This is a genomic window from Vibrio sp. SCSIO 43140 (assembly GCF_023716585.1).
Taxonomy (GTDB): Bacteria; Pseudomonadota; Gammaproteobacteria; order Enterobacterales; family Vibrionaceae; genus Vibrio; species Vibrio maritimus_B.
In genome coordinates this window covers 1,723,238-1,748,974 of sequence record NZ_CP071850.1, presented here as the reverse complement: position 1 = coordinate 1,748,974, position 25,737 = coordinate 1,723,238, and the positions used below count along the sequence as shown (strand labels likewise).

General features: G+C 47.3%; 1 protein-coding gene. It reads left to right on the top strand.

The features are described 5' to 3' along the window. The first annotated feature begins 318 nt into the window (after positions 1-318). Entirely contained in the window at positions 319-25,662 is a 25,344-nt protein-coding gene (locus tag J4N45_RS08100; protein WP_252014463.1) for a tandem-95 repeat protein, read from the top strand. Positions 25,663-25,737: the final 75 nt, after the last annotated feature.

The window sequence follows — 25,737 nt, the reverse complement described above, 5'->3', positions numbered from 1 at the left end:
GCCCCCCGCTGATAGCAAACTAAACTTTCCTACTAGAATATACGCTGGATCAGTTGGTTAGATTAGTTTTGTGTACAAATATCGTTCATCAATAGCTAAGTATATAAATCGTCACTTTTCAAAAAAATTTCCTTGTTTATCTGTAGTTTGTGGGGCCATCCCAAAAGCCTCAAAGAAGCTTAAATATGAGGTTCGTGATCAACGTCTAAACTTTTCTCTAATTTTTACCTCAGAAATTCTTGTCTTTTGTTTCTCATTTCCTTTACTGCCTAACATGAAAGTGTCTGATTTATAAGCTCGCGTGGCAATGGAGGCAACATGGCTGACAATAACGAAAACAACCCTCTCAATGATGCAGTCGAACAGGTCGAGACGGGTAATGATGGAACAGAGCAGCAGCAGGCTCAACAAAACCAGCAAAACACTATTGCAACAACTATCGCGACAGGGGCAGATGCAGCTGACGCTGCCGACGATGCGAATCAGGCCATGGAAAATAACCCGAGCGGAGCTGGATCATCAGACGATCCCGATGCCACCGGGGGAGCTCAGTCAGCACAGCCAGTAGATAGTGAAGCTGCTTCTTCCGAAGGGGCTCAATCAGGTGTTGTCGATAGCCAAATGGCAGACTCCGGAGTAGGTGCTGATTCTGGAGCTGCCGGCGGCGCGGCCTCTGGAGCCGGAGCACAAAGCGTTGGCGGGCAACAATCTGAGGGATCTGATGGTGGCGCTGATGCAGAGGGACAAACACAACAGGCAGGATCCGCACCGCAAGCAGCTGCCGCGTCTCCTGCTGCTGGTGGCGCTGCAGATGATGGATTTGACACTCAAACAGACAGCGAAACATTTGAAGTCAATGTCTTAGATGATGCCGAGCAAGCAAATCTAGCTCAAGAACGTCAAGATGATGATTTCGACTCAGAAACAGTTTCTCAAACCTTCGAAATTCAAGTAGAAGACGTCAATGATGATGCAGAAGTAGAAGATGTTGCTTATACGATTCAAGAAGATGGCTCATTAACCTTTACTGATGAACAACTGTTAGCTGGCGCCAGTGATATCGATGGCGATGATCTTTCTGTTGCAGACGTTAGTTACTCGGGCACAGATGGTGTATTTACCGACAATGGCGATGGCACCTACACATTTTCACCAAACGAGAACTTCAATGGCGAAGTCGACATCAGTTTTTCCGTAAGCGATGGTACTTCGACAACAGAAGCAAATATTGATATTACGGTCGAAGAAGTTAACGACATTCCTGTAGCGGGTTCAACCACTTACTCAGTAAACGAAGATGGCATCATAACCATCTCTGACGACCAATTGCTTGCTAACTCAAGTGACGTCGAAGGCGAGGTGAGTGTTAGCGATGTGTCTTACTCAGGCACGGATGGTATCTTCACTGATAATGGTGATGGTACCTACAGCTTCGCTCCAAACGAAAACTTCAACGGTAACGTATCGCTTGATGTGACTGTTGTTGATGAAGACGGTGCAACAGCGGATACCACTGCGGGTATTGACGTCATCGCAGTGAACGACGCACCTGTCTCTGGTGACCTGGCTTATTCAGTCGACGAAGATGGGGCGATTACACTGTCTCAAGACCAACTACTGTCTCAAGCATCGGACGTAGATGGCGATAACCTCACTGCAGCTAACCTAAGCGCAGGTGATAACGCCACAGTAACAGCAAACGAAGATGGTTCATTCACCATCACACCGGATGCTGACTTCAATGGCGACATTGACCTCAGCTTCGACATCTCTGATGGCACCGACACCATCGTGGCCAACGCTGACCTCACTGTGAATCCAGTGAACGACGCAGCGGTTGTAGAAGATGTCGGTTACACGATTCAAGAAGATGGCTCGTTGACCTTTACTGATGAGCAGCTTCTTGCTAGCGCTTCTGATATCGACGGCGATGACCTATCTGTAGCGGATGTTAGCTACTCAGGCACAGAAGGTGTGTTTACCGACAACGGTGATGGCACTTATACCTTTGCGCCAAACGAGAACTTCAATGGTGAAGTCGACTTAAGCTTCTCAGTGAGTGACGGTACAACCACCACAGAAGCCAACATTGATGTAACGGTTGAGTCGGTCAACGACATTCCTGTTGCAGGTTCAACCACGTACTCAGTCAATGAAGATGGCATTATTACTATCTCAGACGACCAACTTCTAGCGAACAGCTCTGATGTTGAAGGTGAGGTGAGCGTAAGCGATGTGTCTTACTCGGGCACTGACGGTATCTTCACTGACAACGGTGATGGTACGTACAGCTTCGCGCCAAACGATAACTTCAACGGCAATGTCTCGCTTGATGTGACTGTTGTTGACGAAGATGGAGCAACGGCAGAGACCAGTGCGGGCATTGACGTTATTGCAGTTAACGATGCACCAGTTTCAGGTGACTTAGCTTACTCAGTTGACGAAGACGGTTCGATTACGCTTACGCAAGAACAACTTCTGTCACAAGCAAGCGATGTAGACGGCGATGACTTGACTGCCGCTAACTTAAGCGCAGGTGATAATGCTACAGTTACCGCCAACCAAGACGGCTCATTCACCATTACACCGGACGCGGATTTCAATGGCGCGATTGACCTCAGTTTTGATATCTCAGATGGCACTGAAACGGTTGCAGCTAATGTTGACTTAACGGTTGACCCAGTTAATGACGCGGCAGTTGTGGAAGATGTGGGTTACACCATTCAAGAAGATGGTTCATTAACCTTCACTGATGAGCAGCTTCTTGCGGGTGCGTCTGATATTGATGGTGATGACTTGTCAGTAGCAGATGTTAGCTACTCAGGCACGGAAGGGGTGTTCACGGATAACGGTGACGGCACGTATACCTTCGCACCAAATGAGAACTTCAATGGTGAAGTCGACTTAAGCTTTTCAGTAAACGATGGCACAACCACAACAGAAGCTAACATTGATGTGACTGTAGAGTCGGTCAACGATATTCCTGTTGCCGGTTCAACGACTTATTCAGTACAAGAAGACAACTCGATTACCATTACTGACGATCAGTTATTAGCTAACAGTTCAGATGTTGAAGGTGACGTTTCCGTTCAGGATGTCTCTTACTCAGGTACTGATGGTGTCTTTGCTGACAACGGTGATGGTACGTATACCTTCTCGCCAAACGATAACTTCAATGGTGAAGTCAGCTTTGATGTAGTTGTAGCCGACGAAGACGGTGCCACAGTCGAAACAACGGCTGGCCTAACCGTTATAGAGGTAAACGACCCACCAGTTGCAGGACCAACGTCTTACACTATTGATGAAGACAGCGTGCTGACATTCAGTGAATCTCAAGTACTTGCCAATGCTTCTGATATTGAAGGTGATGTTTCGTTAGTGGGTATCAGCTACGATGGTCCGCACGGTATCTTCTCCGTCAATGGTGATGGTACTTGTAGCTTTGCGCCAAATGAAAACTTCAATGGCGAAGTTCAATTGAACGTCACCATCCAAGATGAAGATGGCGCCACCGTCGATACAGTGATTAATGTGGACATCCTTCCAATCAACGACGCCCCTGTGTCAGGCGACCTGGCTTACAGTGTTGATGAAGATGGAAGTGTGACATTGTCACAAGAACAGCTTCTTGCTCAGGCTTCAGATATCGAAGGTGACGACCTGACTGCTGCCAACTTATCAGCAGGTGATAACGTTACGGTTACTGCTAATGAGGATGGTTCATTCACCATCACGCCAGATGCCGACTTCAATGGTGCGATTGACTTAACCTTTGACGTCTCAGATGGCACTGAAACAGTCGCAGCCAATGTTGACTTAACGGTTGACCCAGTGAATGACGCAGCCGTTGTGGAAGATGTGAGTTACACCATCCAAGAAGATGGTTCATTGACCTTTACTGACGAGCAGCTTCTAGCGGGCGCCTCTGACATCGACGGTGATGATCTATCAGTAGCCGACGTGAGTTACTCGGGTACAGAAGGTGTCTTTACTGATAACGGTGACGGTACCTATACCTTCTCACCAAACGAAAACTTCAATGGCGACGTCGACCTAAGCTTCTCAGTCAGCGACGGTACGACGACCACAGAAGCCAACATCGATGTTACTGTTGAGTCGGTCAATGACGTTCCAGTTGCAGGTTCGACAACGTACTCAGTCGATGAAGACGGCATCATCACCATTTCTGATGACCAACTACTGGCGAACAGCTCAGACGTTGAAGGTGAAGTCGCAGTTGATGATGTCTCTTACTCAGGCACGGATGGTATCTTCACTGACAACGGTGATGGTACGTACAGCTTCGCACCAAATGAAAACTTCAATGGTGACGTATCTCTAGATGTGACAGTCGTTGATGAAGATGGCGCGACAGCTGAAACTACGGCAGGCATCGAAGTCATCGCAGTTAATGACGCACCAGTCTCTGGTGACTTGGCTTACAGCGTTGATGAAGACGGTTCGATTACGCTGACTCAAGACCAACTATTGTCTCAAGCATCGGACGTTGATGGCGATGACCTCACTGCTGCTAACCTAAGCGCAGGTGATAATGCCACGGTTACGGCTAACGAAGACGGTTCATTCACCATCACACCGGATGCGGACTTCAATGGTGACATTGACTTAAGCTTCGATATCTCCGATGGCACCGACACCATCGTGGCCAATGCCGATCTCACTGTGAACCCAGTGAATGATGCAGCGGTTGTCGAAGATGTGGGTTACACCATCCAAGAAGATGGCTCGTTGACCTTCACTGATGAACAGCTTCTTGCGGGTGCGTCTGATATCGATGGGGATGATCTATCTGTTGCTGATGTCAGCTACTCAGGTACAGAAGGTGTGTTCACTGACAACGGTGACGGCACTTATACCTTTGCGCCAAACGAAAACTTCAATGGTGAAGTTGACCTAAGCTTCTCCGTAAGCGACGGTACGACTACGACTGAAGCCAATATTGATGTGACAGTTGAGTCTGTCAACGACCTTCCAGTGGCCGGTTCAACCACATACTCAGTGAACGAAGACGGCATCATCACTATCTCAGATGATCAGCTTCTAGCGAATAGCTCTGATGTGGAAGGCGAGGTGAGTGTCAGCGATGTCTCTTACTCGGGCACTGACGGTATCTTCACTGATAACGGTGATGGTACTTATAGCTTTGCTCCAAATGAAAACTTCAACGGTGACGTATCACTAGATGTTGTCGTTGTTGATGAAGATGGCGCTACAGCAGACACGACAGCAGGCATCGAAGTGATTGCCGTTAACGACGCGCCAATCGCTGGCTTCACCTCATATTCAATGGATGCCAATGGCACTATCACGATTACGGAAGAGCAGCTACTAGCAAACAGTTCAGACATAGAGGGAGATGTTTCCCTTGAGAGTGTTAGCTATACCGGTAGTTTTGGTGAACTAACGGCTAATGATAATGGAACCTACACGTTTGAACCTGCAGAGGATTTTGCAGGTAACTTACTACTCGATGTAACCGTTGTCGATGAAGATGGGGCTACAGCAGACACTAAAGCGGGTATCGAGGTCTTCCCAGCAGCTCCAGGGCCTGGTCCGGTAGATCCTGTCGACCCGGTTGATCCTGTCGATCCAGAAGAACCGGGTGTTGAACCACATCCACCTGAAGAGCCAGAAAACCAAGCTCCAGAAGCCGATGTCATTAACTACACCATGAACGAAGATGGCACCCTAACATTTAGCGAAGCTGACTTGCTGCAACATGCTACGGATCCCGACGGTGATGACCTAACGCTCATGGTAGACAACTACTATGGTAGTGACGGCATCTTTACTCACAATGATGATGGTACATTTACCTTCGCTCCAAATGAGAACTTCAATGGTGACCTAAGCATTAACTATGCTGTAACCGATGGTGAAGCTATTTCAGAGTCGCGAATAAACATTACTGTTGAGGAAGTCAATGATCCTCCTGTAGTGGGTAGTACGTCCTACAGTGTTAATGAAGACGGTGAAATCACAATAAGCCAAGAGCAGCTCCTAGCAAACGCGACTGACATTGAAGGTGATGATCTCACTGCGAGTAACCTAACAGTATCAGGAAATGCGGATGTTGTAGAGAATGATGATGGTTCGTTCACTATCGTACCTGATGCTGACTTTAATGGTGATATTGATATCTCATTTGATGTGACTGATGGTACCGATACTGTCCAAGCAACAGCCGACCTTACTGTCAATCCAGTGAATGACTTGCCTCAGCCACAAGATCAATCCTTCTCTATTCAGGAGGACGGTTATCTCACATTCACTGACAGTAATCTGCTTGAGAATGCAGTTGATATCGATGGTGATGACTTAACGGTAGAGGATGTCACCTACACCGGCACAGACGGTATATTGACCGACAACGGAGATGGTACCTACAGCTTTGCTCCGAATGAAAACTTCAATGGTGATGTAAACTTCTCATTCGATGTTAGCGACGGTACTGAAACGGTATCGGCAAATGTCGCCGTGGAAGTCACGCCTGTTGATGATGCACCAACGGTTGAAGGCAACCTTGCTTACACCGTCGACGAAGACGGTGAGATCACACTTAGCCAAGAACAGCTTCTTTCGCATGCGAGTGATATCGAAGGCGATGAGCTCACAGCGACCAACCTTAGCGTTGATGGTAATGCTACAGTCACAGCCAATGACGATGGTACATTTACCATTACGCCTGATGCAGATTGGAATGGTGATATCGATATCAGCTTTGATATCACTGATGGCAACAACGTTATTCAATCCACTGCAGACCTTACGGTCAACCCAATAAATGACGCACCAGACGCTGGTGACGAAATCTATGTTCAAGCAGAAGAAGACCAAACTGTTGGTGTCACTCTAAGAGATGAGCCAACCATACGTCTAGATCAGGCACCTGAGAACGGATTTATTGAGGCGAACCTTAACGACGAATGGGTCGCATTGGATGTCGGTGTTGAGATCCCTGCAGATACAGAAGTTCGCTTCGTGGCCGACGACGATACTATTGCTGCAGGTACTCATACCTCTCAGATTGGTACATTTGATGATAATGCAAGTGTCGATGATTGGGGCACTGAAGTTGACCCATATACGCGTGAGTTTGTAGATGGTGACTTGACTGTTACAGTCCAAAGTAACGATGATCCACTAGGTGCCTGGAACGGCAACACCCACATCGGTCACGGTATTGGTGACACGGATCGCCAGGGTCTAAGTGGAGATGAAAAGCTTACAGTCACAGTTGAAGGCCAGGACATAAACGAAATCAGCTTCCACCTCGATGGACTAGGTGGCTGGTTTATGGAGGACTCGAAGCACTTCACCGAAGTCGAAATCAAAGCGTTCAATGAAAATGGCGACTTGATTGACTCGATGACTTACCACAAAGAGGATCGTGGTTCGTACGAGACAGATTACACGCTAACCGTCGACCAACCTGTATCTTACTTTGAGCTAGGTACCATCCAAGGTAACGGTACTTATGTTGTCCAAAACATGACAGTGTCACAAACTGTCCATGATGAAGCGGTGTTCACATCACTTGGCGTCGATGGCACTGAAATCACAGAAACGGTCTCGCTTAACCTAAGACAAGGTGATAGTGAGATAGACCTAACCGCAGAGCTACCAAACCTAGCTATCGACTCAGAGGGAGCGACACAATTTGCTTCTGTCGTTATCACTGAAGAGCAATTGCTAGCACAAGCGAGCGATATCGACAGTGAAAACCTAGACATCCAAAACCTAGAACTCATTGGAGAGAATGCCGAAAACGCAACACTCGTCGACAATGGTGATGGCACATGGACAGTGACACCAGATGAAAACTTCAACGGGGAAATAGAGGTAGGTTACCAAGTCACAGACGGCGAACTCGTTGATGACAACATCATCAACATCAACTTTGAAGCCGTGAACGACGCGCCAATTGTCTCTGGTCCAATTGTACTTTCTACTGACGAAGACGTTGGGATTACTTTCAGTGCCGACGATCTGCTCGCTAACGCCAGCGATATCGAAGGCGATGACTTGACTATCTCTGATATCACATACAATGGTGAAGACGGCGAACTTGTTGATAATGGCGATGGTACATACACCTTCATGCCGGATGAAAATTTCAACGGTGACATTGATATCAACTACAGCGTTTCCGACGGTCAAGACACAACAGAAACGCACTTAGATCTTACTGTTGTTCCAGTCAACGATGTTCCTGTACCGGGTGCTCCGCTACAGACTCAAATGCTCGAGAATGGCTCTATTGTCATTGAAGCAAAAGACTTGTTGTCTGGAGCGAGTGATGTAGACGGCGACATTCTCCATATTGAAAACTTGCTGCTTGCCGACCAGACTCAAGGTACGTTAACAGACAATGGCGATAACACCTTTACCTTCGAACCAACAACGGATTTCCATGGTGAAGTGAACCTTACGTTCGATATTAGCGACGGACAAGCAAGCGCACCTAGCACCGCTTCAATTGATGTTGAAATGGTTAATGAAGGTCCTGAAGTGTCGGGCCCATTAGATGCGAGTGTCGATGAAGATGGCTCAATCACTATCACACAAGAGGAATTACTAGCGAATGCTTCTGATGTTGACGGTGACTCGCTAGAAGCGACAAATCTTCAAACCAACGACCTTAACGCGACAATTGTAGAAAACTCAGATGGCAGTTTCACCATTACACCAAGCCAAGATTTCAATGGCGAGATTGAGTTCACCTATGATGTCACGGATGCGATAGAGACGGTCTCGACAGGTCTGAACTTGACCGTCAACCCAGTCAACGATCTTCCTGATGTTCCTGACCTAAGCTTCGCTACTCAAGACGGCGAATCTATTACGTTGACGCAAGAGCAGTTGTTAGAGCAAGCAACCGACATTGATGGTGATGCGCTTACCGCTATAAACGTTACCAGCCAGAATGACAGTGTTGAAGTGGTTGATAATGGAGACGGTACGTTCACTGTAACTACCGACCAAGGTTACTTTGGTAATGCAGATCTCACTTTTGATGTCAGCGATGGTACAGACGTTGTTAGCGCTAATATCGATCTAAAAGTTGAGTTCGTTAATGATGCGCCTGAGGCGGACGCCGTATCGGCGACTATCGATGAAGATGGCAGTATTGTCGTCACCCAAGAAATGTTGCTAGAAAACGCTAGCGATATTGATGGCGATGACTTGTTCGCGACAGGACTTACTACCAACGATCCTAATGCGACTGTCGTAGATAATGGCGACGGTACCTATACCGTTACACCTTCAGAAGACTTCAACGGCCAGATCCAGTTCGATTATGAAGTCAACGATGGTGAACTGAGTACAACAACTCAGTTGAACCTCGACGTAACCCCTGTTAACGATGCACCCGAAGTACAAGCCGCCAACTATTCAATTGATGAAGACGGCACGATCACCTTCACTCAAGAGGACCTGTTAAGTGGAGCTACCGATGTTGATGGTGATGACTTAACGGTAACCGACGTTGCTTACAGTGGCTCTGATGGCGCTATGGTAGCTAATGATGACGGTTCATTTACCTTTACGCCGAATGAACACTTTAGCGGTGAACTTCAATTTGACTTCACGGTGTCAGATGGCACAACAGAAGTGCAACAAACTATTGATCTTAATGTCGAAGCAGTGGCTGATGCACCAGATTTAACGGTGACCGATGGCGATGGTCAGAGCGTTATGGATTCGACCATTGTTACAGCGCCAGGTGAGGTTGTAGAACTCAACATTGGTGCAAGCCTCGTCGACCAAGATCTATCCGAAACGCTCACTGTTGATATCGATGGCGTACCAGAAGGCACCGTCATTCGCTACGACAATGAAGCGGTTCTTAATGATCAAGACAACGGTATTACCAGTTACAACGACTCTGAAATTACCGTGACCTTTGAGGGTGAGACAGCTGGCTTCCAAAATGCAGCGGGTTATTACAAAGTTGATGACGAAGGTAACATCACTGGAGTCGAGGTTATTTACGAGAATGCGTCACAAGTAGGAGGTGGTGGTGACCTTGTACCAGGACAGGACTCTTTCACTTTCCAAGTAGATGAAGGTGAAAGCTTCAACCTATTCTTGGTACCTAACGGCTTTAATTACAATGACTTTGACTCAATGCAAGACGGTAGTTTTGAGTTTAGAGCAGCTGACGGTTCTCCAGCTACAATGGACACTGTCGATCCTCAGTTAGTCTTTGTCGATGCCAACGGTGACACTACAGTAATACAAGGTCAGTTCGGTGATACCGTGTTCCACGGTGGTTCAAGCGCTCAACTCAACCAAGATGGCATGGAGCACACCCGCACAACCGTCAATGAAGATGGTGAGTTAGTCTATGGATTTGAAGATCTATATGGCGGGGGCGATGCCGACTTCAGTGATTTCAACTTTACGATTGATGTCGGTGAGGTGAACAGTCAGATTTATAGTGGTGAAATAGTTGTAGGCGAGGATGGTAATGTTGTTGTACCGACTGTAGCGATTGATCAGACGCTCGAGTTCACACTGCCAGAAGAGGTCGTTGATCCGTTTGACATCACGGTAAGTGCAACCGCGACAGAGCTATCCAATGATGATTCTGAAACAGTCTCGACAACCATTACTATCGATGTAGAACATGCCCCTGAAGCAACCGGTGTCCAAGCAACGGTTGACGAGGACGGCTCAATTACTATTACTCAAGAAGAGTTACTGGCAAACGCGAGCGATCTTGATGGTGACGACTTAACGGCGTTGAATCTGTCGACTGACGATGAAAACATAATGATTAGGGCCAACGAAGACGGCTCGTACACACTTACACCAGATGCGGACTTCAATGGTGATGTTCAATTTGCCTTTGATGTATCCGACGGTGACCAAATCGTCACAACGAATCTGGATCTTACTGTATCACCAGTTAACGACGGTCCCGTGGCACAGGACCTCGCCTATACGGTGGAAGAAGATGGCTCTCTCACCTTTACCGATGCACAGCTACTTGCCAATGCAAGTGATGTCGATGGCGACGCACTTACTGTTGAATCTGTTGACTACAACGGTGCTGAAGGGGTCTTTACTAACAACGGTGACGGCACCTATACCTTTGCGCCAAATGAGAACTTCTCTGGCGATGTTGATTTATCATTCCGAGTCTCAGATGGTACAGAGACAGTCACTGCCAATATCGATATCACCGTCACCGAAGTGAATGATGCGCCTGTTGCTGGTTCGACATCCTATTCGGTTCTTGAAGATAACTCGATCACTATTAATGATGGTCAGCTCCTTGCGAACTCAAGCGATGTAGAGGGAGGGGTGTCTGTTTCAGAGGTGACATACAGTGGCACCGATGGCGTGTTTGCCGATAACGGTGATGGCACTTATACCTTCACGCCAAACGAAAACTTCTCTGGTGATATCAGTCTAGATGTCAAAGTGGCAGATGAAACTGGTGAAGTGGTAGAAACAAGCGCTGGTATTAACGTTATAGAGGTCAATGACCCTCCGATCGCTGGTCCAACGTCATACACCATCAACGAAGATAGTGTTTTAACATTTAACGAGTCACAGGTGCTTGCGAATGCTTCAGATATTGAAGGCGAGGTCTCGCTCGTTGGCGTGAGTTATGACGGTCCAGATGGTATTTTCTCGGTCAACGATGATGGTACTTGTAGCTTTGCACCGAACGAGAACTTCAACGGTGAAGTCCAGCTTAACGTTACGATTCAAGATGAAGACGGCGCAACGGTCGATACTGTCATTAATGTTGATGTACTGCCTATCAACGATGCACCAGTTTCTGGAAACTTGGCTTACTCAGTAGATGAAGATGGCAGTGTGACATTGTCACAAGAACAGCTTCTGTCACAAGCATCTGACGTAGAGGGTGATGACTTAACCGCTTCAAACCTCAGCGCTGGGGATAATGCAACCGTCACTGTGAACGAAGACGGCTCATTTACTATTACACCTGACGCCGACTTCAATGGCGATATCGACCTAAGCTTCGATATTTCTGACGGCACTGATACAACCGTTGCGACTGCTGATCTGACTGTTAATCCGGTTAATGATGCGGCAGTGGTAGAAGATGTCGGCTACACCATCCAAGAAGATGGTTCATTGACGTTTACTGATGAGCAACTCCTCGCTGGCGCCTCGGATATTGACGGCGATGATTTATCCGTAGGCGATGTTTCATACGCAGGTACAGACGGTGTGTTCACCGATAATGGTGACGGTACCTACACATTCTCACCAAACGAAAACTTCAATGGTGACGTAGACTTAAGCTTCTCCGTTAGCGATGGCACAACAACCACCGAAGCAAACATTGATGTCACTGTAGAATCGGTGAACGACGTTCCGGTTGCAGGATCAACGTCATATTCAGTAGACGAAGATGGCATCATCACGCTGTCTGATGACCAGCTTCTTGCCAACAGCTCCGATGTTGAAGGCGACGTCAGCGTTAGTGACGTCTCATACTCTGGAGCGGATGGTATCTTCACGGACAACGGCGATGGTACCTATAGTTTCGCACCAAACGAAAACTTCAATGGGGATGTATCACTTGATGTAACCATCATCGATGAAGATGGTGCAACGGCAGAGACGACCGCAGGCATTGACGTTATCGCGGTAAATGATGCTCCAGTATCGGGTGATTTGGCCTATAGCGTTGATGAAGATGGTTCGATAACCATCAGTCAAGAACAGCTATTGGCACAAGCATCGGATGTCGAAGGTGATGTGCTCACTGCGGCAAACCTTGAGGCAGGAGACAATGCGACAGTTACGGCGAATGATGATGGCTCATTTACCATCACACCGGATGCCGATTTTAACGGCGATATCGACCTGACTTTTGATATCTCGGATGGCACAGACACCATCGTGGCTAACGCTGATCTCACCGTCAACCCGATGAACGATGCGGCTGTTGTGGAAGATGTTGGCTATACGATTCAAGAGGATGGATCGCTTACCTTTACAGACGAACAGCTATTGGCTGGCGCTTCGGATATAGATGGTGATGACCTGTCTGTGGCCGATGTGTCTTATACCGGCGCTGAAGGTGTCTTCACTGATAATGGCGACGGCACCTATACCTTCTCACCAAACGAAAACTTCAATGGCGAAGTGGACCTAAGCTTTTCAGTAAGTGATGGCACGACTACGACTGAAGCTAATATCGATGTGACGGTTGAGTCAGTAAACGATATTCCTGTAGCAGGTTCAACATCTTACTCTGTAAGTGAAGATGGTGTTATCACTCTCTCAGACGACCAGCTTCTTGCAAATAGCTCCGATGTCGAAGGAGAGGTCGCCGTTGATGATGTCTCTTACTCAGGTTCTGATGGTATCTTCACCGATAACGGCGATGGTACATACAGCTTCGCACCGAATGAAAACTTTAACGGTGATGTGAGCTTAGATGTCGTTGTAGTTGATGAAGACGGCGCGTCAGTTAATACCTCTGCAGGTATAGAAGTCATTGCTGTCAATGACGCTCCAGTCTCTGGTGACTTAGCGTATAGCATTGACGAAGATGGTTCTATCACGCTATCGCAAGAGCAGCTATTGTCACAAGCAAGCGATGTCGATGGTGATGAACTGACGGCTGCAAACCTAAGCGCAGGAGCAAATGCTACAGTCACTGAAAATGAAGATGGTTCATTTACCATCACGCCAGATGCGAACTTCAATGGTAGCATCGACCTAAGCTTCGATATCTCTGACGGCACTGAAACCATAAGTGCGGGCGTGGATTTAACTGTCGATCCTGTCAATGATCTACCAACGACTTCCGATACATCGGCGAGGGTAGATGAAGACCACTCAATCACTATCACTCAAGAGCAGTTATTGGCGAACGCAGCTGATATCGATGGTGATGATTTAACGGCTTCTGATCTCACGGCTGAAAACGCGACTATCGCTGATAACGGTGACGGCACATTCACCATTACACCGGCTGAAAACTTCAATGGACACATAGACGTAGGCTACAGCATCAGCGATGGCGATACGCCAATCGCTGCTAACTTAGGTCTAACCGTCGATCCGGTTAACGACGCGCCAATAGTCTCCGCCGATGTGGCCATCACCATTGAAGAAGATGGTTCGTACACCATCACCCAAGAAGAGCTACTGCAGTTTGCGACTGATATCGAAGACGACGATATGACGGCAATTATTGGTGAACAGGGTGATGACACGACTGTCACTGGTACAGTACTCGATGCTGAAACCAGTAATCCTGTCGTTGGAGCAGAAGTAACGCTCACTGACTCTGCAGGCAACAGCTATACCACAGTCACAGATGAATCAGGTAACTACTCAGTTAGCGGCTCTGTTGTCGACCAAGGTACTGTATCTATTGAACAAGAAGGTTCAATCAGCACCAGCTTTATCGTTTCGGCAGGTGAAGATACTAACGGTGGTGTAACTGCGCTATCGGAAGTGTTGGAAGAGACCGATATGCGTGTTGTGGTCACGTGGGGTGAGCAGCCAACGGATATGGATAATCACCTATGGCTATATGACACAGAGACTGGCGCAGAGCTCGACCACATCTTCTGGGCGGACATGAGCCATGATTTAGGTGAGGGTAACGTTGTTCAACAAGATGTTGATGACGTGAATGGGCATGGTCCAGAAACCATTACTATACCTAATTATCAAGATGCCAATATGCACTATTCGGTGCATAACTACTCTGACCGCAGTTGGGATGTCGATGGCGTTGAAGATGTACAGGTACAGATCTTTGTAGGTGATACGCTTGTCCAAACCTTTACCCCAGATCTTCCTGATAATCCTACCGGTGATCACTGGCACGTATTCGACATCGTCGATGGTGTGATTGTCCCAAGCCAAGATGTAGGTTCGATGTCTAGCTTCGAACTCCCTACGTCAGAAGAAGCAGCGAATGCCGAAAACGGCATCGATATTTCTGAAGTAATGTCGCCAGAAAGTGATGACGACAGTTCTGCAAGCGAAGAAGGCGGCAACGAACAGAGTATCAGCGATATTGCCATTGAGAACGCACTTATCACCGACAACGGTGATGGCACCTATACCATAACCCCAGAAGAAAACTTCAATGGTGAGTTCTCGATAAGCTACAACGTGGATGATGGCAATGGTGGTGTTACGCCAGCAGAACTAGACGTCACCGTTACAGCGGCCAATGATGAATCGATAATCTACGATCATGACTACACCATTAACGAAGATGGTTCGCTCACCTTTACCGATGAGCAGCTTCTTCAAGGTGCAACGGATATTGATGGTGATGATCTGACCGTAGAATCCGTCAACTACGATGGCGCGGAAGGTGTGTTTACCGACAACGGAGATGGCACCTATACGTTCGCGCCTAATGAGAACTTCAACGGTAACGTTGACCTAAGCTTTAGCGTTAGCGATGGTACAGATACCGTCACTGCAAACATTGATGTCCAAGTAGTACCTATTAATGATGTGCCAGTTGCCGGTTCAACAACTTACTCCGTTGAAGAAGACAACTCGATCACTATTTCGGACGAGCAATTGCTGGCAAACAGCTCTGACGTCGAAGGCGAAGTATCCGTTCAAGATGTCTCTTACTCAGGAACAGACGGCGTTTTTGCCGACAATGGAGATGGAACCTATACCTTCACACCAAATGAGAACTTCTCTGGCGATGTCAGTTTCGATATCACTATTGAGGACTCAGAAGGTGCGACGGCAACCACTACTGCCGGGCTAGATGTCATAGAAGTGAATGACCCACCAATCGCTGGACCAACGTCTTGCACCATAAACGAAGATAGCGTGTTGACCTTCAATGAGTCTCAAGTACTGGCAAATGCTTCTGACATCGAGGGAGATGTATCGCTCGTCGGTATTAGCTATGACGGGCCAGATGGTATTTTCTCTGTCAACGGTGACGGCACTTGTAGCTTTGCTCCAAATGAGAACTTCAATGGTGAAGTGCAGCTTAACGTCACCATTCAAGATGAAGATGGCGCAACAGTAGACACTGTAATCAATGTCGACGTACTGCCGGTTAATGACCTACCAATCGCAGGCACGACTTCATATTCGGTTGATGAAGATGGCGTAATCACATTAAGCGAAGATCAGCTACTAGCGAACAGCACTGATGTTGAGGGCGAGCTTTCAGTCAGCGACTTATCATACTCTGGTGACAACGGTACGCTAACTGCCAATGATGACGGTACCTACAGTTTTGCGCCAAGCGAAAACTTCAGTGGTGACCTCACACTTGATATGACCGTTGTAGATTCAGACGGAGCAACAGCAGAAACCAGCGTCGGTATTGAAGTACAATCCATTGTTGATATGCCTGAACTGTCTATCACGCCAGATCTTTCTATTACGCCTGATCTCATCCTTGCAACCGACAACTTTGAGTCTGGTTCTGAGGGTTGGAACACGGGCACTGAGAGTTCTCAAGGCTTTGATAGTGGCGATATGCTCGGTCGAATAGGTGGCACGGACGGCGAAGAAGCGGTCAGTAAAACCTATAATATTCCGACTGATGTCGATGAAGTCGATATTTCATTTAGTTTCTATGAAATAGATTCTTGGGACGGTGAATCGTTCCAGATCTTCGTTGGTGGTGAAGAGCTAACATCGTTCGATAATTCTGCATTTAGAACACAAGATGGCACCACGACGCTTTATGACTCTGATGGAAATGAAGTAGGCGAAGTTGTCCATGGCACATCACAAGGCGAAGGTTTCAGTGATTGGAATGAACAAGCGCATGAAGTTCATCTCACAGTGCCAATTGAAGACGGACAACTTCAACTCGGGTTTGGTTCGACACTCAACCAAGAGCTGAGAGATGAATCATTCGGTATCGATAATATCGAGATTTCAGTCGCTAATGCCGACTTCCAAATCATTGGTGTTGAAGACTCGAGTATTCCTATCGAGATTAACGCGAATCTAACCGACACAGATGGCTCCGAAGCACTATCAATCCTCATTGAAAACGTTCCAGAGGATGGCGAGCTTTCCGCAGGTACTGATAACGGTGATGGAACATGGTCACTTGAGCCGGGAGAACTAGAAGGATTGGAGTTCACGCCAGCCGCCGATTTCAGTGGCAGCATTTCTCTGACAGTGAATGCAACCTCAACAGATCTTAATACCGGGGATACCGCCACTGCCACGGAAGAAGTAAATATCTATGTGTCTCCAATCAATGATGGCCCAGAAGCTGAGGATAAGGCTTACACCATAGAGGAGGATGGCTCGCTTACCTTTACCAATGAGCAATTGCTGGTTGGAGCCACCGATATCGAAGGGGATGACCTGTCGATCGCCGATGTTTCTTATTCGGGAACGGATGGTGTGTTCACCGACAATGGTGATGGAACCTATACCTTCTCTCCAAACGAGAACTTTAATGGCGAAGTCGACATCAGCTTCTCTGTCAGTGATGGTACTGACACGACCCAAGCTAACATAGATATTACCGTTGACGCGGTGAACGATATACCAGTCGCTGGGTCTACAACGTACTCTGTCAATGAAGATGGCATCATAACAATTTCGGACGCTCAGCTTCTCGCTAATAGTTCAGATGTCGAAGGTGAGGTGAATGTAAGCGATGTCTCTTACTCAGGTACGGACGGTATCTTTACCGACAATGGTGACGGCACGTATAGCTTCGCTCCAAATGAAAACTTCAACGGAGATGTCTCTCTCGATGTAACAATTGTTGATGAAGATGGTGCCACAGCCGATACAACGGCTGGGATTGAAGTCATTGCTATCAATGATGCACCGGTCTCCGGAGACTTGGCTTACTCTGTCGATGAAGACGGTTCAATCACATTATCTCAAGAACAATTGTTGTCCCAAGCATCCGACGTCGATGGTGATGATCTTACAGCGTCCAATCTAAACGCTGGCGACAACGCTACAGTGACGCAAAATGAAGATGGCTCATTCACTATCACACCAAATGCGGATTTCAATGGCGATATCGATTTAAGCTTCGAAATCTCAGACGGTACAGACACCATCGTTGCTAACGCTGACCTCACAGTTAATCCTGTTAATGATGCTGCTGTGGTAGAAGATGTCGGTTATACCATCGAAGAGGATGGCTCACTTACGTTTACTGACGAGCAATTGCTTGCTGGAGCCTCAGATGTAGACGGTGATGACCTGACTGTGGCTGACGTGTCATATTCCGCTACTGACGGTATTTTCACTGACAACGGAGACGGTACTTACACCTTTGCACCAAACGAGAACTTCAATGGTGAAGTCGACCTAAGTTTCTCGGTCAGCGACGGCACGACAACGACTGATGCAAACATCGATGTTACTGTTGATTCGGTGAATGATCTTCCAATCGCTGGGTCGACGACGTATTCAGTTGATGAAGACGGCGTCATTACCTTAAGTGAAGCTCAACTACTCGCGAATAGTTCGGATGTAGAAGGGGATCTATCTGTCAGTGATGTGTCTTATAGCGGTGATAACGGAACATTAACGTCAAACGATGATGGCAGCTATAGTTTCGCGCCGAGCGAAAACTTCAGCGGCGACTTGACGTTGAACATGACCGTGGTTGACTCTGATGGTGCCACTGCTGAAACGACAGTGGGTATTGAAGTTCAGTCCGTAGTGGATATGCCGGAGCTATCGGTAACACCAGACTTGTCTATCACTCCAGATTTAATTTTGGCAACCGACAATTTTGAATCTGGCTCTGAAGGGTGGAATGCTGGCACCGAAAGTTCTCAGGGCTTTGATAGCGGAGACATGTTGGGTCGAATTGGTGGTACAGACGGCGAAGAGGCCGTCAGTAAAACCTACAATATTCCTACTGATGTCGATGAAGTCGATATATCGTTCAGCTTCTATGAGATAGATTCTTGGGATGGTGAATCATTCCAGATCTTTGTTGGCGGTGAACCACTAACGTCTTTCGATAACTCCGCATTTAACACGCAAGACGGAACGACCACACTGTATGACTCTGAAGGCAACCAAGTAGGCGAAGTCATTCATGGAGGCGCACAAGGTGAAGGGTTCAGTCAATGGAACGAGCAATCTCATGAAGTACACCTCACTGTTCCAATCGAGGATGGCCAGTTGCAATTGGGCTTTGGCTCAACGCTAAATCAAGAACTTAGCGATGAGTCATTTGGCATCGATAACATCGAGATATCTGTCGCTAACGCTGACTTCCAGATCATCGGTGTTGAAGACTCGACAATTCCAATCGAAATCAACGCAAACCTTACCGATACAGATGGCTCTGAAGCTCTGTCGATTCTCATTGAAAATGTACCTGAAGATGGCGAGCTATCAGCTGGTATCAATAATGGAGACGGAACTTGGTCGCTGGAACCACAAGATCTAGCCGGACTTGAATTTACGCCTGCGAGTGACTTTAGCGGTAGCGTTTCACTCACTGTAAATGCCACATCCACTGACCTAAACACAGGCGACACAGCAACTGCGACCGAAGAGGTCAATATCTATGTGTCTCCAATCAACGATGGTCCAGAAGCAGAAGACAAAACATACACTGTCGAAGAGGATGGTTCGCTAACCTTTACCAATGAACAGCTATTAGTAGGGGCGACGGACATCGAGGGTGACGACTTGTCTATCGCTGATGTTTCGTATTCTGGCACTGATGGTGTGTTTACCGATAATGGCGACGGCACCTATACCTTCGCACCAAATGAAAACTTCAGTGGCAACGTTGAACTGCTGTTCGAGGTATCGGACGGTGAAGATGTTACCCCTGCAACCATTGACGTCACCGTGACTGAAGTTAACGATGCGCCTGTTGCTGGCTCGACGTCTTACAGCGTTGACGAAGATAATGTGCTCACGTTCAGCAATGAACAGCTTCTCGCCAACAGCTCTGATATCGAAGGCGAGGTAGCGGTAAGTGGCGTAAGTTACTCCGGATCAGATGGCATATTCACCGACAATGGTGATGGCACCTACAGTTTTGCACCGAACGAAAACTTCAATGGAGATGTGTCTCTCGATGTTAGCGTTGTTGATGAAAGCGGAGAAGTCGTCAATACAAGCGCAGACATAGAAGTGATCGCGGTGAATGATGCTCCGGTCACTGGAGATTTGTCTTACTCAGTCAGTGAAGATGGCGCGATTACTCTGTCGCAAGAGCAGCTCCTATTTCAAGCATCTGATATCGACGGAGATGACTTAACAGCAACCGACCTAAGCGCAGGAGATAATGCGACCGTAACCGCTAATGAAGATGGTTCATTTACCATTACTCCAAATGCAGATTTCAACGGCGATATTGACTTAACCTTCAATATCTCAGACGGCACGGATACGATCGTAGCAAATGCAGATCTCACTGTTAATCCAGAGAATGATGCCGCGGTTGTGGAAGATGTGGGTTACACCATTCAAGAAGATGGCTCGTTAACCTTCACTGATGAACAGCTTCTTGCTGGCGCGTCTGATATTGATGGTGACGACTTGTCTGTCGCTGATGTCAGTTATTCTGGTACAGAGGGTGTGTTCACCGACAATGGTGACGGTACCTATACCTTTGCTCCGAACGAGAACTTCAATGGCGAAGTAGACCTAAGCTTCTCGGTAAGTGACGGTACTACCACTACTGAAGCCAACATTGATGTATCTGTTGAATCTGTGAATGATATCCCAGTTGCTGGACCGACTTCATACACTGTCAATGAAGACAATGTGCTGACATTCAACGAGTCTCAAGTACTTGCGAATGCCTCAGACATAGAAGGCGATGTATCGCTAGTGGGAATCAGTTATGACGGACCAGATGGTATCTTCTCAGTCAATGGTGACGGTACTTGTAGTTTTGCACCAAATGAAAACTTCAATGGCGAAGTTCAATTGAACGTCACCATTCAAGATGAAAATGGTGCAACTGTTGAAACAGTCATAAACGTTGATGTACTTCCTATCAACGATGTTCCAGTATCCGGCGATTTGGCCTACAGCGTTGATGAAGATGGAAGTGTGACATTGTCACAAGAGCAACTTCTATCACAAGCATCAGACGTGGAAGGTGATGACCTAACGGCAGCCAACCTGAGTGCGGGGGACAACGCTACCGTCACTGCTAACGAAGATGGCTCATTCACCATCACACCGGATGCGAACTTCAATGGCGACATTGACCTAAGCTTCGACATCTCAGATGGCACCGACACCACCATCGCGAACGCTGACCTTACAGTGAACCCAGTGAATGACGCAGCGGTTGTGGAAGATGTCGGTTACACCATCCAAGAAGATGGCTCGTTGACCTTTACTGATGAACAGTTACTTGCTGGCGCGTCAGACATTGATGGCGATGACCTGTCAGTTGCTGATGTCGGTTATTCTGGTACAGAAGGTGTATTCACTGATAACGGTGACGGTACTTATACCTTCGCGCCAAACGAGAACTTCAACGGTGAAGTGGACTTGAGCTTCTCCGTAAGTGACGGAACAACCACCACAGAAGCCAACATTGATGTGACCGTTGAGTCTGTTAATGACATTCCAGTAGCGGGGTCTACAACATACTCTGTAGACGAAGATGGCATCATCACTATCTCCGATGATCAACTTCTAGCGAACAGCTCTGATGTTGAAGGTGAAGTTGCGGTAGATGATGTGTCTTACTCAGGCACGGATGGTATCTTCACGGACAACGGTGACGGTACTTACAGCTTCGCGCCAAACGAAAACTTCAACGGCAACGTATCGCTTGATGTGACTGTTGTTGATGAAGACGGTGCAACAGCGGATACCACTGCGGGTATTGACGTCATCGCAGTGAACGACGCACCAGTCTCAGGTGACCTAGCTTACTCAGTTGATGAAGATGGCTCGATTACTCTGACTCAAGAGCAATTGTTATCGCAAGCGAGTGATGTGGACGGCGATGATCTCACTGCAGCTAATCTAAGCGCAGGCGATAATGCTGCGGTGACTGCAAACGAAGATGGTTCATTCACTATCACACCGGATGCTGACTTCAATGGCGACATTGACCTCAGCTTCGATATCTCTGATGGCACCGATACCATCGTCACCAATGCTGACCTCACTGTTAACCCAGTGAATGATGCAGCGGTTGTCGAAGATGTGGGTTACACCATCCAGGAGGATGGTTCATTGACGTTTACTGACGAACAGCTTCTTGCTGGCGCGTCAGATATTGATGGCGATGACCTATCTGTAGCGGATGTTAGCTACTCAGGTACAGAAGGTGTGTTTACCGACAATGGTGATGGCACGTATACCTTCGCTCCAAATGAAAACTTCAATGGCGAAGTGGACTTAAGCTTCTCCGTAAGTGACGGAACAACCACCACAGAAGCCAACATTGATGTGACTGTAGAGTCGGTCAACGACATTCCGGTGGCGGGCTCAACCACGTACTCAGTCGATGAAGATGGCATCATCACCATCTCTGACGATCAATTACTTGCTAACTCAAGTGATGTCGAAGGCGAGGTGAGTGTCAGTGATGTGTCTTACTCAGGCACTGACGGTATCTTCACTGAAAACGGTGACGGTACCTACAGCTTCGCGCCAAACGAGAATTTCAACGGCAACGTTTCTCTTGACGTGACCGTTGCTGATGAAGATGGTGCAACGGCAGAAACTACGGCAGGTATTGACGTCATCGCAGTGAACGATGCTCCGGTATCAGGCGATTTAGCATACTCGGTCGATGAAGATGGTTCCATTACGCTGACTCAAGAGCAATTGCTCGCTCAAGCAGGGGACGTCGATGGAGATGCGCTAACTGCATCGAACCTCAGTGCGGGAGACAACGCAACAGTAACGGACAATGGCGATGGTAGCTTTACTATTACGCCAGATGCCAATTTCAACGGAGATATCGACCTTAACTTTGATATCTCTGATGGAGCAGAAACGATCGTTGCAAACGCTGATCTTACGGTCAATCCGGTAAATGACGCTGCAACATCGGATCCTGTGAGTCTTGAAGGTGTAGAAGACAACGCCATCATCATTTCTCAAGAAGATTTGTTGAAGCATGCTCAAGACATTGATGGCGACGACCTAACCGCGAAAGATCTATCTATCGATGAATCGTTTGGTTCACTGGTTGATAATACTGATGGCACTTGGACATTCACACCAACGGAAAACTTCAACGGCGACGTTCCATTCAACTTTAACGTTGATGACGGTACTGAGCTGACACCGGTTCAAGGCAATATCGACATTGCTGCTGTTAACGATGAACCTCAGGCGCCTGCAATCGAAATGCAGGGAGAAGAAGACCAAGTTATGGTCATCGATCCTGAATTCATCTTGGCACAAGCAAGTGACTTAGATGGCGACGAACTCACACTTGAAAGTATCAGTGTTAAGTCACCACAAAATGCGCAGTTGCAACAGCAACCGGATGGTATGTATCACCTCGTTACTTCACAAGATTTCAACGGATTAGTTGAACTGGCTTACGAAATCACAGATGGAGAAGCGACGGCAGAAGGCTCGTTAAATGTTGATGTCATTCCTGTAAATGATGCTCCATTTGCTGATGGAAACGCCTTCTTAACGACCAATGAGGATGGGGCATTTACCTTCGATTCATCCGATATGCTCGACCTGTTTGGCGATATAGACACCGAGAACCTAGTTATTTCACGCATCATCATGCCAGATGGTGAGGATGCCGGTGATCTGAATGACAACGGTGATGGTACCTGGACATTCACACCAACGGGTGATTTCGCAGGAACGTCAGGGCTTCAGGTTATCGCTTCAGATGGAGAGTTTGAAACCTCACTCGATGTCCCTGTATTTGTTCGTCCAGTAGCGGATGGAGCCGTTATTACAACCGATCATGACGGACCATTGGTGTTCTCTGAAGATTCAACCGGTCACTTAGGGCTTAACGTTGACCTCATTGATGATTCGGAAATGCTCAGCAACTTGGTTATGACTGGTTTCCCTGTCGGGTTTGGAGTAAGCGATGGTGAAAATACTGTCATTATCACAGAACCTGGACAAATGATCAGTATCACTAACTGGAACATAGATGATCTACAGTTAACACCACCTGAAGACTTCTCTGGAAACTTCTTCGTAACGGTTAGTGCAACCACGGTTGACTATGGTGATGAACCGTTGCCAGAACCAGAAGGTAGTGAAATTGCAGGCGACTTTGATACAACGCTAGGCGAACCAATTATCCTCACAGAAGAAGACTTGATTGGCATGGCACAAAACATCGACGCTAATGATGATGACGCTATCCAGATGGTTCACTTAGTGGATCCTAACCAAGGTTCGATGGTTGACAATGGTGACGGTACCTGGACCTTTAGTCCGGCCGATGGCTTTACAGGCGAAGTAGACTTTGCGTATGTCGTTGAACGTGATGGTATTCTTCATGATGAACAAAGCACTATTGGTGTTCATGAAAATGAAGGACAAATCACCGATGGACCGCAGATTGAATCAATCGCTTCTGCTAGTGTGGAGGAAAGTGAACCACTTAACTTCACCGACAGCGATATGCTTAGCACCTTGAGCTCCGACACTGGAGAAATGAGCATTGAATCCGTTACATTGCTTGAAGGTGAAGGGCTAATTGAATCTGACGGGCAGGGTGGTTATCAATTCACCCCGGCTGAAGGATACACTGGAAGTGCTCAAATCGGCTTTGTCGCGAGTGATGGTGAGAACAGTGTCGAAAGCCACTTCAATATCAATGTTGACGAGCAAGAACCTTCAACGGTTGAAGCGTTGAGTCAAGCGGATGATGGGTCGGTTAGCATCAGTGGCGAGCAAGTGCTCTCAAGTCTTGATGTAGCGGACGATGCAAGCTTATCTGATCTTAGTTATACAGGCGATGAAGGCGCACTAGTTCCTGCAGGAGACGACCAATGGACATTCTGGCCAGACTCTGAGTTTAGCGGTGATATCCCACTGGAAGCAACAGTTCAATCTGGTGGCGAAGAGCAAACTCTAACTACAACGATGAACGTTGAGACTGCACCTGAATCGACAGAAGCAACTCCTGAGCAAGCAACGGCTGAAACAGAAACTACGCAAGAATCTGTAGAAGCATCAGCAAGCGACGATTCAGCCACACAAGATGACGAAGCCGCTGATATGACAGCTGCACCAGGCGATGATGTGAGTCTATCAATTCCTGATGAGGTTGCCTCAGCTGAAGGTGTTGAACAGGTTGAACTATCGGGTATTCCAGATGGTGCATCTGTAAGTGGAGCGCTAGATAATGGCGATGGTACTTACACAGTATCTGGTGACTTGTCTCAGCCAGTCACAATGTCGCTAGGTGATTCGTTTGAAGGTGAAGCAGAGATCTCGTTCCAAGGTGTGGATGAACTTGATACTCCAATAGATGGCGCTTCGGCAACAACAACAATTGAAGTTGATGACCAATATGCGATGCAAACGAGTAGCCAAACTCCAGCAGATACGTCAGGTCTACAAGATGCAGGTGGCAGCGGCGATTGGACATCGGGAGACAACACAGATACTGGTGTTGACTTTACAGATGACTCCGGAAGCTTTGGTCACGATGATCAATCATCAGGAGGCAGTCAACACGACTTTGACGATAACAACTTCTAGTTAGTCGTTGATAAGAGCTAGAGTCATAAAGCCCATGTGAATTGTTGAAATGATCATGGGCTTTTTCTAATAGTC

Excerpts from the sequence above, each read along its gene's own strand:
- J4N45_RS08100 (WP_252014463.1), top strand. The coding sequence starts at position 319 with ATGGCTGACAATAACGAAAACAACCCTCTCAATGATGCAGTCGAACAG.